The organism is Buttiauxella gaviniae ATCC 51604 (assembly GCF_001654835.1).
Lineage (GTDB): Bacteria > Pseudomonadota > Gammaproteobacteria > Enterobacterales > Enterobacteriaceae > Buttiauxella > Buttiauxella gaviniae.
Map to the genome: position 1 here is coordinate 104,227 of NZ_LXEP01000026.1, position 11,931 is coordinate 116,157.

13 protein-coding genes are annotated in these 11,931 nt (G+C 51.2%); 4 read left to right on the plus strand and 9 right to left on the minus strand.

What is annotated here, in order from left to right:
• Positions 1 to 136: 136 nt before the first annotated feature.
• Positions 137 to 1,549, plus strand: a complete 1,413-nt coding sequence (gene cycA / locus M977_RS13160; protein WP_064515719.1) for a D-serine/D-alanine/glycine transporter — start codon at positions 137 to 139, stop codon at positions 1,547 to 1,549.
• Positions 1,550 to 1,587: 38 nt separating this feature from the next.
• On the opposite strand, the gene ytfE is transcribed toward cycA, so the two are convergent.
• The 4 genes from ytfE to M977_RS13180 form a co-directional block, all read right to left on the minus strand.
• Positions 1,588 to 2,250 carry an iron-sulfur cluster repair protein YtfE gene (ytfE, locus tag M977_RS13165; protein WP_064515722.1) on the minus strand — a complete coding sequence of 221 codons (663 nt, stop codon included), beginning with the start codon at positions 2,248 to 2,250 and terminating at the stop codon, positions 1,588 to 1,590.
• Positions 2,251 to 2,334: 84 nt separating this feature from the next.
• Positions 2,335 to 3,309, minus strand: coding sequence for a DMT family transporter (locus M977_RS13170; protein ID WP_064515725.1), 975 nt, complete (start codon positions 3,307 to 3,309; stop codon positions 2,335 to 2,337).
• Between the two features lie 77 nt (positions 3,310 to 3,386).
• On the minus strand, positions 3,387 to 4,211 hold the full coding sequence (locus M977_RS13175) for an AraC family transcriptional regulator (protein ID WP_064515728.1): 825 nt from the start codon (positions 4,209 to 4,211) through the stop codon (positions 3,387 to 3,389).
• Between the two features lie 147 nt (positions 4,212 to 4,358).
• A complete protein-coding gene (locus M977_RS13180; protein ID WP_064515732.1) occupies positions 4,359 to 5,207 on the minus strand; it encodes an SDR family oxidoreductase in 849 nt (282 codons plus the stop codon).
• Between the two features lie 91 nt (positions 5,208 to 5,298).
• On the opposite strand from M977_RS13180, the gene M977_RS13185 reads away from it, so the two are divergent.
• The gene (locus M977_RS13185) at positions 5,299 to 5,688 is read left to right on the plus strand and encodes a winged helix-turn-helix transcriptional regulator (protein ID WP_064515735.1); all 390 of its coding nucleotides are present in this window, start codon (positions 5,299 to 5,301) and stop codon (positions 5,686 to 5,688) included.
• A 42-nt stretch (positions 5,689 to 5,730) separates the two neighbouring features.
• Here the strand turns inward: M977_RS13185 and M977_RS13190 are convergent, their stop codons facing one another.
• Entirely contained in the window at positions 5,731 to 7,662 is a 1,932-nt protein-coding gene (locus M977_RS13190) for a bifunctional 2',3'-cyclic-nucleotide 2'-phosphodiesterase/3'-nucleotidase (protein WP_064515737.1), read from the minus strand.
• A 188-nt stretch (positions 7,663 to 7,850) separates the two neighbouring features.
• Here M977_RS13190 and cysQ point away from each other — a divergent pair, with 188 nt between their 5' ends.
• On the plus strand, positions 7,851 to 8,591 hold the full coding sequence (gene cysQ, locus M977_RS13195; RefSeq protein ID WP_064515740.1) for a 3'(2'),5'-bisphosphate nucleotidase CysQ: 741 nt from the start codon (positions 7,851 to 7,853) through the stop codon (positions 8,589 to 8,591).
• A gap of 4 nt (positions 8,592 to 8,595) precedes the next feature.
• Here cysQ and M977_RS13200 read toward each other — a convergent pair whose 3' ends face one another.
• The gene (locus M977_RS13200) at positions 8,596 to 9,153 is read right to left on the minus strand and encodes a YtfJ family protein (RefSeq protein ID WP_064515743.1); all 558 of its coding nucleotides are present in this window, start codon (positions 9,151 to 9,153) and stop codon (positions 8,596 to 8,598) included.
• 323 nt (positions 9,154 to 9,476) lie between these two features.
• On the opposite strand from M977_RS13200, the gene M977_RS13205 reads away from it, so the two are divergent.
• Positions 9,477 to 9,683 carry a DUF1107 domain-containing protein gene (locus M977_RS13205; RefSeq protein ID WP_064515746.1) on the plus strand — a complete coding sequence of 69 codons (207 nt, stop codon included), beginning with the start codon at positions 9,477 to 9,479 and terminating at the stop codon, positions 9,681 to 9,683.
• Positions 9,684 to 9,868: 185 nt separating this feature from the next.
• Here the strand turns inward: M977_RS13205 and paeA are convergent, their stop codons facing one another.
• The 3 genes from paeA to M977_RS13220 all read right to left on the minus strand — a co-directional run bounded on the left by paeA (position 9,869) and on the right by M977_RS13220 (position 11,919).
• The gene (paeA, locus tag M977_RS13210; RefSeq protein ID WP_064515749.1) at positions 9,869 to 11,206 is read right to left on the minus strand and encodes a polyamine export protein PaeA; all 1,338 of its coding nucleotides are present in this window, start codon (positions 11,204 to 11,206) and stop codon (positions 9,869 to 9,871) included.
• Between the two features lie 163 nt (positions 11,207 to 11,369).
• Positions 11,370 to 11,666, minus strand: a complete 297-nt coding sequence (locus M977_RS13215) for a type II toxin-antitoxin system RelE/ParE family toxin (RefSeq protein ID WP_064515751.1) — start codon at positions 11,664 to 11,666, stop codon at positions 11,370 to 11,372.
• A complete protein-coding gene (locus M977_RS13220) occupies positions 11,653 to 11,919 on the minus strand; it encodes a type II toxin-antitoxin system ParD family antitoxin (RefSeq protein WP_064515754.1) in 267 nt (88 codons plus the stop codon). The genes M977_RS13215 and M977_RS13220 overlap by 14 nt, the downstream gene beginning before the upstream one ends.
• Positions 11,920 to 11,931 lie beyond the last annotated feature (12 nt).

Below are 11,931 nucleotides of genomic sequence, written 5' to 3' on the forward strand. Positions count from 1 at the left end.
CTTAGTATTCATCCTGCCAATTCTTCCCTACTATCTTTGAGTTCCCCGGAACAACAACATCACATCCTCACTATTTTAATTTTTATAAAGGCCGGTAGAGCCTGAACACAACAGACAGGTACAGGAAAAATACAACATGGTAGATCAGATAAAGGTTTCTGACGTTGCTGAAGAGCCGTCAGAACAGTCTCTGCGGCGTAATTTAACCAACCGCCATATTCAGCTTATTGCCATCGGTGGCGCTATCGGAACCGGCCTGTTTATGGGCTCCGGTAAAACGATTAGCCTCGCGGGCCCATCCATCATCTTCGTATATATGATTATCGGCTTTATGCTGTTCTTCGTGATGCGAGCGATGGGTGAACTGCTGCTTTCAAACCTCGAATACAAGTCATTTAGCGATTTCGCAGCGGACTTACTTGGCCCGTGGGCAGGGTATTTTACCGGCTGGACTTATTGGTTTTGCTGGGTGGTCACCGGCATGGCGGACGTCGTCGCGATAACCGCCTACGCGCAGTTCTGGTTCCCTGGTTTATCGGACTGGGTAGCGTCGCTCGCCGTGATTGTATTGCTGCTGAGCCTGAACCTCGCCACGGTGAAAATGTTCGGCGAAATGGAGTTTTGGTTTGCGATGATTAAAATTGTCGCCATCGTTGCGCTGATCGTTATCGGCCTGGTGATGATTTTGACCCACTTCCATTCCCCGTCTGGTGTAGAGGCTTCCATCAACAACTTGTGGAATGACGGCGGTTGGTTCCCGAAAGGCATCAGCGGTTTTTTCGCCGGCTTCCAGATAGCGGTATTTGCCTTTGTGGGTATTGAGCTGGTGGGAACGACGGCTGCTGAAACCAAAGACCCGGAAAAATCGCTGCCACGCGCCATCAACTCGATTCCGATCCGCATCATTATGTTCTACGTGTTCGCGTTGATCGTCATTATGTCCGTCACGCCATGGCGCTCTGTGGTGGCGGATAAAAGCCCGTTCGTTGAATTGTTCGTGCTGGTGGGCTTGCCTGCGGCTGCGAGTATCATCAACTTTGTGGTGCTGACTTCTGCGGCCTCTTCCGCCAACAGCGGAGTGTTCTCAACCAGCCGGATGCTGTTTGGCCTGGCACAAGATGGAATGGCACCGAAGGCGTTCGCCAAACTCTCTAAGCGCGCTGTACCGGCGAAGGGTTTGACCTTCTCCTGTATCTGCCTGCTGGGCGGCGTGGTGATGCTTTACGTGAACCCCAACGTGATTGCAGCGTTCACCATGATCACTACTGTGTCGGCGATTCTGTTTATGTTCGTCTGGACTATTATTCTGTGTTCGTACCTGGTGTATCGCAAACAGCGTCCGCATCTGCATGAAAAATCCATCTACAAAATGCCGCTCGGCAAGTTCATGTGCTGGATGTGTATGGCGTTCTTCGTGTTTGTGATTGTGTTGCTGACGCTGGAAACCGATACCCGCCAGGCGCTGATCGTGACGCCATTGTGGTTTGTGTTGTTGGGTGTGTGCTGGATGTTTATCGGCAAGAAACGCATCGCGGAAATACGTAAGTAATCATAATCCCCCTCGCCACTGGTGAGGGGGATTAACCTTTATTCCCCAGCCAAAGCCCGCGGGAATAGCACGTTATTCTCAAGACTAATGTGATTCATCAAATCGTCAATCAACTCATTAATCCCGTTATACATCGCCTTCCAGGTCGTGCAGGCTTCCGGCGGCGGCGTCACGTTATTGGTGGTGTGCTTGATAACCTCCAGCAATTCACCCGCGTCATCATGCTCGCTTTCCATCACGCTAATCGGACCGTTCGCCTGTGCGCCCATGCCTTGTTTGATCATCGGGAACAGGATCTGTTCTTCTTTCATCATATGGCTGCTCAGTTCCTGATGCAGCATGGTGAGATATTTCGCCAACCCCTTCGGCACATCAGGTTTATCGGCATGCACGCGCTCAACTTTGGTGGCCTGAAGAATCAGCTCAGGCAACTGTTCGCGGTGGCGGTCATGGTAGCGCACAAGAATATGGTCGATGATTTCGGCGAGCGGTGCCGTGCGCCACTCTTTCTCAACGGGTTCTTCAGCAAGCGTTGCAAGCTCTGATTCAATCGCATCGAGATCCAACTCTTTACGCGTTGCAGCACGCTCAAGCGTCTGCTTGCCACCGCAGCAGAAATCGAGATCCAATTTACGGAACAGCGCAGAAGCACGCGGAATGGTTAAAGCCAGTTCACCTAAAGGTTGGTCGCGGAAGGTCATGAGCAAATATCTCGTTGTCGATAATATAAGATGCATATTAAATACATCTTTAAGTTGGCGCTATAACTATTTCGAGGTAAGACGTTACTTATCAGTGGTAACTACCACTTCAGCGAGCGTGTTTTTCTGGGGTTTGGTCAATACAGCCATCACTACGCCGATGACCAGGCAAACTATCCCCAACAACGTGAGAAGCGGTGGCCAACTGTGGCGCAGCATAAAGGTGTAAGCCAGGCCTGCCAGCGTTTCAAAGACAATCAGCGGGCCGACGATAACCGTGGGTAAACGTTGGCTGGCAATGTTCCAGCACAACGCGCCGAGCCATGAACAAAACAGCGCAATGGCGAGCATCAGTGTCAAAAATACTTCCGGGCGAGGCCCAAAGGGCAGGGCAAAGTTGCTCTCGGTGTGTGACATCCACAGGCAAACGGCAATATAGCCGAACAGTGAAAAAGGCAGGATCGCGAGCCCTTGCGCTGTCGCCCACATCAGCGGATTTTTGTCCGGGTTTTCACGTAGCCAGCGGGCATTTCGCAGTGCATACCACGCCCAGCAGGCAACCGAAATAAACGCCAGCCCGATACCGCTGATGTAACGCCACCAGCTAAAATCGAGCTGCCCGGTGCGTAATTCAGCAGTATTCACCATCACCAGACCTACCGCGATAATCACCAGAGCAGGGGCGAGGCGATGCCACGGGAGTTTGCCGTCGCGTTTGCTATAAAGCAGATTGGCGAATACCGGGATCACAACGGGAAGCGTGCCGATAATCATGGTAGAAATCGGCGCACCGGTGCGTTGAATCGCACTGGCGAGGCAAACGTAATAAATGAGATTGCCGACGGTGGAAAGTTTTAGCGCGGTGAACCAGTCCTCACGGCACAATTGGCGCAACCGTTGACGGCCAAGCCAGGCCAGAGGGAGCGCAATCAGCCCCAGCGCAAGGTAGCGCCCGGTCGACTGCATGGCCGCAGGATAATCAGGAACAATCAACGGGCCGACGAAAATCAGCCCCCACATCAACCCTGCCAGCAGGGCGTACAACACACCAGTTAACATCTTCTTCTTCCACTTAACGCTTTGCGTAGAGTGTAGGTGGTGGACTGGCGAAAATATTGTACCAGCTTGCGGTATCTCTAACGGGTGACCTGTTTCTGGTAGCGTACAGGTGTGATGCCATAACGCTGCGAAAAGGCGCGAGTCAGGTGCGCCTGGTCGGTTAACCCGCTGGCTGGGGCAACCTGAGCGGCAGGCATCCCGCTGGTCAGAAGCCGTTTGGCGTGCCAAAGGCGAATCGCCATCAGCATTTGGTGAGGTGTAACGTGATAGTGCGCTTTGAACATGCGCTGAAAATGATAGGGGCTAAGCGAAACCACGGCAGCGAGATCGTCGAGCGTCACCGGGTGCATATAATTATCGTGCAGATAATCGCGAATTTGCTCGAAGCGGTGCGCCGATTCTTTCGGCCCGGATGGTAAGTGACGAGCGTATGGCTGGAAATTTTCGATGAGATTGAGCAACAGCCCTTGCTGCGCCAGTGAGTCATCTTCGCGCCATAGCCCATTGATCAGTTGTGAAATGTGCCCTGCACGCAGCGGGTCGTGTTTGACCACATCATTAAACGACCAGTTGCGCGAGCCTGTAACCGACTCAAGAATTTCCGGTTCGAGGTAAATCATGCGGTACTGCCAGCCGTCTTCTGTTGCTGCTTCGCCAGTATGCAGTTCATCAGGGTTCATCAACACTAACGAATCTGTGGCGGCGACATGCTGAACACCACGATAACGGAAGCGCTCAGCGCCCCAGGTGACCGTGCCGATGCCAAAGGCTTCATGAGTGTGCGGTTCAAAGGCGTAACGCGAAATATGGGCGTGATAAAGCTCAACGCCGGGCAGTTGCGGTAAATGCCGGAATTGAGCGTTGTCTTTTTCATCAGTGAATTGTTCAGGTACGCCTTGCACGTCAATCTCCTTCATACTTCAAGTTGCAGATGCGTTGGCTACGTTTGCTCGCTACAGTAAGCTCATCGGGACTCACTCTCTTGCCGCCTTCCTGCAACTCGAATTATTAAGGATATAGGATCTTCAGCTTTAACGGAAAGTTAACATTTACAGCGCGGCGCGCATGCTCTCTGCAAGCGGAGTGGTTGGGCGGCCAATCAGGGCGCTTAGCTGGTGGCTGTCATCAAACAAACCACCTTTGGATGCGCCAACGTCAGAGTTTGCCAGCATTGCAGCTAACCCTTCTGGCAGGCCAGCTCCCAGCAGCGCTGCTTTAAAATCAGCTTCTGGCAGGTTCTGATACACCACGGTTTTACCACTTTGCTTCGTTAGCTCTGCGGTCAATTCAGCCAGGGTCCAGCCGTGGTCGCCCGCTAATTCGTAAACTTTGCCCGCCTGGTTATCCAGTGTCATGACTTTCGCAGCGGCAGCGGCGTAATCAGCACGTGCAGCCGCCGCGATTTTTCCTTCGCCGGTGCTGCCAATAAACACGCCGTGTTGCAGAGCGGGCGGTACGCTAGCCAGATAGTTTTCGGTGTACCAGCCGTTGCGCAGCAGCACAAATGGAATGCCGGATTGTTTTAGCATTTCTTCGGTGGCGATATGTTCATCTGCCAGGCCCAGTGGCGAGGAATCAGCATGCAACAGGCTGGTGTAGGCAATCAGCTTCACGCCCGCTTCTTTAGCCGCATCAATCACATTGCGATGCTGAACCGCGCGCTGGCCCACTTCGCTTGAAGAGATAAGCAGCAGTTTTTCCACGCCATTCAGTGCTTGCACCAAAGCCGCTTTATCTTCATAGCTGGCAGCACGAACCTGAACGCCACGGTCAGCAAATGATTTAATTTTTGCCGGGTTACGCACGATGGCAACCAGTTGGTCAGCCGCAACGGTATTCAGTAATTCTTCAACAACGAGTTGGCCAAGTTGGCCGGAAACTCCGGTAATCGCGATCATGGTAAATCTCCTGTGGGTGTTCTGGTTAAGTTGTGCCACACTATCACCAGCACTAACTTAAAGTAAGTACGCACAAAAAGGTAAGTATGAAATGAGTGAGATTGAAACCCGCCCGCAGTCATTAACCGAGCAAATGCGCGATGGCAATTTATTTGCCGAGCAGTGCCCGTCACGAGATGTGTTAAAGCACGTCACCAGCCGCTGGGGCGTGTTGATTCTGGTGGCCTTGCAGGATGGGACTCATCGTTTCAGCGACCTGCGCCGCAAGATGAGTGGTGTGAGTGAAAAGATGCTCGCGCAAACGCTGCAATGGCTTGAGGCCGACGGTTTTGTAAATCGTAAATCGTATCCGGTTGTGCCGCCGCATGTGGAATACAGCCTGACGCCACTGGGTTGTGAAGTGGCCGTGAAAGTGGCTGAACTTGCCGATTGGATCGAAGGGAATTTGCCAAGAGTGTTAGCGTCCCGTTCGGAACGCTAACACTAAGCGGGTGGATGTCGCTTACGCTTATCCACCCTACGTTTACTTACTTAAATCCAGCTGATAAATCGCAAACCCAATCTCGTCATTACCCACATTCTTCATCGGATACTGGCCTTTCTCTTTGATAAAGGCCGCCGCTTTGTCGCCCGGTGACGTTTCAAAGCGAATATCTAATTTCTGACTGCTGTGAATCGGCGCCAGGCGCCAGTTGTTATCAGCGGCCGGGTGGATCTCTTTGCTTGCGGTAATCCAGTTCGCCAGCACCGAGCGGTTTTCATCTGGTGACGCAAACGCAATATGGCTGTCGCCAGTTCCGGCAAACTTGCCGCCGTAGGCACGGTAGTTATTGGTTGCGACCAGGAACGTCGCGTTCGGGTCGACTGGCTTGCCCTTGAACGTCAGCCCTTTGATACGCTCGGCTTTCGGGTTAACCATCTGGCATTCGCCGTCGTAACGTGCCGGTTGTGACACATCAATCTGGTAATCCACGCCGTCGATAACATCAAAGTTATAGGTGCGGAAACCGTCCCAGTTGATCAGCGACTGGGGTTTCGTGCTGTTCACATCAATCTGGTTAAACTGCCCGGCGGAACATTCCAGCCATTCCTTGACCTCTTTGCCCGTAGCTTTCACCACCACCAGTGTGTTCGGGTAGAGATACAAATCTGCGGCATTACGGAAGGTAAGCTGGCCTTTTTCCACTTCGACAAAACTGGCCGGATCATTCTTACGCCCGCCAACTTTAAAAGGTGCTGCTGCGGAAAGTACCGGCAGATTCGCGAGGTCCGGGTCGCCCTGAATGTATTTTTCAACATAGGCGAGCTGCGCGTTATTCACCACCTGCACGGTTGGATCGTCCTGAACCAACGCCAGGTAGCTGTACATATTGTCGGAAGATTTACCGATTGGCTTGCTGACGAACTCGCGAGTGGCATCGTGATCATGCTTCATCACTTCCACCAGTTTGGCATCTTCAGGCACCAGCGCTTTCTTCGCTACGCTGTCGTAAATCGGACGTGCTTCAGCTTTGCTACTGGTGACTTTCCATGCGCCGCTATCGTTGTTGAGCACTAAATCGACCACACCCAAATGGTCGCCCCACATGCCAGGCATCACCGCCGGAATCCCGTTCAGCGTGCCTTTCTCGAGATCGACACCTTTGATATTGGCGAAGTCTTTGCCCGGGAAGACCGCGTGAGCGTGGCCAAACAAAATGGCATCCACGCCTGGAACTTCGCTGAGGTAGTAAACCGAGTTTTCCGCCATCGCATGATAAGGGTCACTGGACAGGCCGGAGTGGGCGATAACGACCACTAAATCTGCCCCAAGCTTGCGCATCTCAGGCACGTACTGGCGAGCGGTTTCGGTGATATCTTTCACCGTTACTTTGCCTTCCAGATTGGTTTTATCCCACGTCATAATTTGTGGCGGCACAAAACCGATATAGCCGATGCGTAACGTCTGCTCTTTACCGTCTTTATCTTTCACTACCGTTTCTTTGATGACGTAAGGCGTGAACAGCGGCTTATTAGTTTTGGCATCAATAATGTTGGCATTCACATAGGGGAATTTCGCCCCCGATAGCGCCATATGTAGGTAATCAAGGCCATAGTTAAATTCGTGGTTGCCGAGGTTACCCACCGCATAATCCAGCGTATTCAGCGCCTTATAAACCGGGTGGATGTCGCCTTTTTTCAGACCCTTCGCCGCCATGTAGTCGCCCAGCGGGCTGCCCTGAATCAGGTCTCCGTTGTCGACCAGCACGCTGTTTACCGTTTCGCCACGTGCGGCGTTGATTAAACTTGCCGTACGTACCAGTCCAAATTTTTCCGTTGGAGTATCTTTGTAGTAATCGAAATCCATCATATTGCTGTGGAGATCGCTGGTTTCCAGGATACGGAGGTCAACGGTTGCCGCATGAGCACTGGTAGCAACCAGCATGGCGAGCATCGTTGCGCTAAACTTGATCATGATTAAAGGTCCTTTTTAGAGATAGGCCGCAAAAGGCTATGTATATAAACGTTGTTGCTTACAATTGTGTGAAGTGTGCCAGAAAAAGGGCGAAGTAAACCGGAATGGGTTCACAGATAGCGCAACCAGGCGTGATGAGATATAAGTAAAACAACAGGTTAATCGCACGACACAACATGAGGTGGAGAATGTTAGATAAAATTTGCCAACTGGCTCGGGAGGCTGGAGTTGCCATCATGCAGGTTTATGATGGGCAAAAGCCGCTGGAGGCGACCCACAAATCCGATGACTCACCCGTAACAGCAGCAGACATCGCGGCTCACACCATCATACTGCAAGGGCTACAAACATTGACGCCGGAAATTCCGGTACTCTCAGAAGAAGATCCGCAGACCTGGGAAACCCGTCAGAGCTGGGATCGTTACTGGCTGGTGGACCCGCTGGATGGCACCAAAGAGTTCCTCAAACGTAACGGGGAATTCACGGTCAACATCGCGCTTATCGAAAAAGGCAAAGCGGTGCTGGGCGTAGTGTATGCGCCAGTGCTGAACGTGATGTACAGCGCGGCAGAAGGCAAAGCCTGGAAAGAAGAAAATGGCGTACGTAACCAGATCCACGTACGTGATGCCCGTCCGCCGCTGGTGGTAATAAGCCGCTCGCATGGCGATGATGAGCTGAAAGAGTACCTGCACCAACTGGGCGAACACCAGACCACATCCATTGGCTCATCGCTTAAGTTTTGCCTGGTGGCAGAAGGGCAGGCGCAGCTTTATCCGCGTTTTGGACCAACTAACATTTGGGACACCGCAGCAGGCCATGCCGTGGCGGCCGCGGCAGGAGCACACGTTCATGACTGGCAGGGCAAGTCTCTCGACTACACCCCGCGCGAGTCATTCTTAAACCCAGGCTTCCGCGTTTCTATTTACTAAGCAACTATTTACTCAACAGTTCTCGCAGCAGGCTGATCACCTGCTGCACCTCTTCCTGCGTCAACGGCCCATCTTTGGCAAACTGCACGCGACCTTGTTTATCCAGCACCACAATTGCCGAACTGCCCGTCTCCAGCTGCCAGGATTTCTGCGCCACGCCATTACTATCGACGATAAATTGCGACCATGGGTATTGGGTTTTATTGCTCTCAAGGCTGCTGCGCACAAACATTCCGGTGCCCACAATCGCGTCATCGGTATTTACGATAGTGGTCGTCTGGTAGCGGTCATGTGGGAATTTTGCCGCTTTGATTGCCTCAATCAGCCCGGCATTTTTCTCTTTGGCGCTGGTACGGCCGGCAATATGCTGGAGCACTCGCACTTTTCCCACCAATTGCGCACTATTCCAGTTTTTGTAGCTAAACTTATCATTGTCGAGCATCAACTCACCTTTATCCGTAATACCGATAGGTGAGACACGCTGATTTTTCTCAAAAGTATGGGCCGATGCCGCAAGGGGTAACAACAGCAAGGTCAGCGCAAGGGTAGTACGTAGGGACATGATGACTCCTTATTATATGCAGGTGATCGGACCACTTATTATGACGTTTTAATCATATGTGCTGAATAGCTATCTGTCCCGCAACAACGATGCCAGTTTGCGGGCGACCGCACATATCCCTGGAATTTGAAGGCTTAGACTAAGTTTTGTTTACATTTGCAAAGAATATTCTGAGAAATTGTAATCAAACCGTAAATAAGATTGTGCAAACTAGGTGTCGGTTTGTATATGGACTATAGTTTCCAGGCACCAAATTTTTCGCCTCGTTTTGTCGGACCAAATGTGGAACCGCAGGGGTGTTAACACTGCAGGAGAAAAAAAGAATGAAAATTTTCCAACGGTACAACCCGCTTCAGGTGGCGAAGTACGTGAAAATCCTGTTCCGTGGACGGTTGTACATCAAGGACGTTGGCGCTTTTGAATTTGATAAGGGCAAGATTCTTATCCCAAAAGTGAAAGATAAGCAGCATCTATCTGTTATGTCTGAAGTAAACCGCCAGGTACTGCGAATGCAGGCTGACATGGCATAAATATCCATCATACTTCAAGCCGCAGATGCGTTGGCTTGCCCCCTTACTCCAGTCACATAAAGGATTATGCTCCTGGATATTCGTGGGCTTCGCCACCTTTCTGCAACTCGAATTATTTAGGATATTAAATAGAAGTACCAAAAACGGCACCCGAGGGTGCCGTTAGTGTTTCTGAGTTTTGAGAATTATGCTGCGTTCTGATCGTCTGCATCAGGCAGTTTTGGCGTCAACGGTGTCGGCTTATTGTCGATACGCGTCACCAGCAACTGGTCGATGCGATAGTTATCGATATCCACTACCTCGAACTTATACCCGGAGAACTTCACCGAATCGGTGCGTTTCGGGATTTTTCGCAGCATAAACATCATAAAGCCACCGATGGTTTCGTAGTTTCCGGACTGTGGGAACTCGTCGATATCCAGCACGCGCATGACATCGTCAATCGGCGTACCGCCTTCAACCAGCCATGAGTTCTCGTCACGCGCTACGATTTGCTCTTCCATACCCTGGCCGACCAGGTCACCCATCAGCGTGGTCATGACGTCGTTCAGCGTGATGATACCTACCACCAGCGCGTACTCGTTCATGATCACCGCAAAGTCTTCTCCGGCAGTTTTAAAGCTTTCCAGCGCTTCGGATAGCGTCAGCGTATCCGGCACAATCAGCGTATTACGCAGATGCACACCGCTGTTGAGCGCCATGCTCTGGTTGCCCAGCACACGGTTCAGCAACTCTTTGGAATCAACGTAGCCGACGATATGGTCGATATCGCCATTACACACCAGGAATTTGGAGTGTGGGTGTTCGGCGATTTTGTTTTTCAGGCTTTGCTCATCTTCATGCAAATCAAACCAGATGACGTTTTCACGCGACGTCATGGAAGAAGGCACGGTGCGCGATTCGAGCTCAAATACGTTCTCAATCAGCTCATGTTCTTGCTTGCGCAACACGCCAGCCAACGCTCCGGCTTCGAACACGGCGTAAACATCATCAGAGGTGATGTCGTCATTACGCACCATCGGCAGTTTGAAAATGCGGAAAATGACGTTTGCCAGGCCGTTAAAGAACCACACCAGCGGGCGGAAGATAAACAGACAGAAGCGCATCGGGTTGATGATTCGCAATGCAACAGATTCAGGCGAAATCATACCGATGCGTTTCGGAGTGAGGTCTGCAAACAGAATGAACAAGCTGGTGACCAGGGTAAAGGAGGTGATAAAGCTCAGTTGGTCAGCCATTTCTGGCGAGAAGAAACGCTCCAGAAGTACTTTAAAGGCTGGGGAAAACGCCGCATCACCGACGATACCGCCGAGAATCGCCACCGCGTTCAGGCCAATCTGCACCACGGTAAAGAACATGCCAGGACTTTCCTGCATTTTCAGTACGCGTTGCGCGTTAAGGTTGCCATCATCAGCCAGCAACTTGAGTTTAATTTTGCGGGAAGCAGCCAGTGAGATCTCCGAAATCGAGAAGAATGCACTGACGGAAATAAGAAGAAGTATTAATAAAATACTGTTTAACATAGTTTATCCGGCTTTGAGCCAGAGCCTCGGAAGGGTAGTTGAAAATCTAAGGGTTAAAACGTTTTGACTGCCAGTCCGTGGAGGTTGGGCCAGCAATTTCAACGGGTAGTATAGCGTAAGGGTGTGTGAGGCTGCCAGAGGGCATAATTTGGGCTGCTAATCACTAATACCAGGAAAGATGCCGGGTCGCATCCTGCGCATGGCTGAGTATACGAATGACCGTAATACTGGTCCGGGCGTAGAGAAAGAAAATGACGTGCTGCTCAACTGGCAGCGAACAGATACCGTCACCTAATTCGGGTCGTAATGTGCCCAGGTTGTGCGCTGAAAGAACACTGAAAATATCTGAAAACCGCGTGATGTAATAATCAGCTTTTGCTTCTCCATAGCGTTCAAAGCTATATAACCAGATAGATTCAAGATCCTCTTGCGCTTTCGGTGTCAGTTCAACTGTTCTCATCCTTTGATTTCGCCTTTTCTTTCATCCGTTTTAGAAAAGTATCTTGTTCCCAGATTTGTGGGACTCCGCTGCTGATGCCTTCAGCCAGCAGGTCGCGTAACTGCTGTAATTTGGATTCTGCCTGTTTTTCCCTCAGCAGCCGTAAAGCATCTCGCAACACTTCACTTTGTGTTCGGTAATCTCCTGAATCGACTAATGAATCAATAAAGTCACGCAGTTCGTCACCGAGATCGACCGTTACTGTTCGAGCCATCAAAATTTCTCT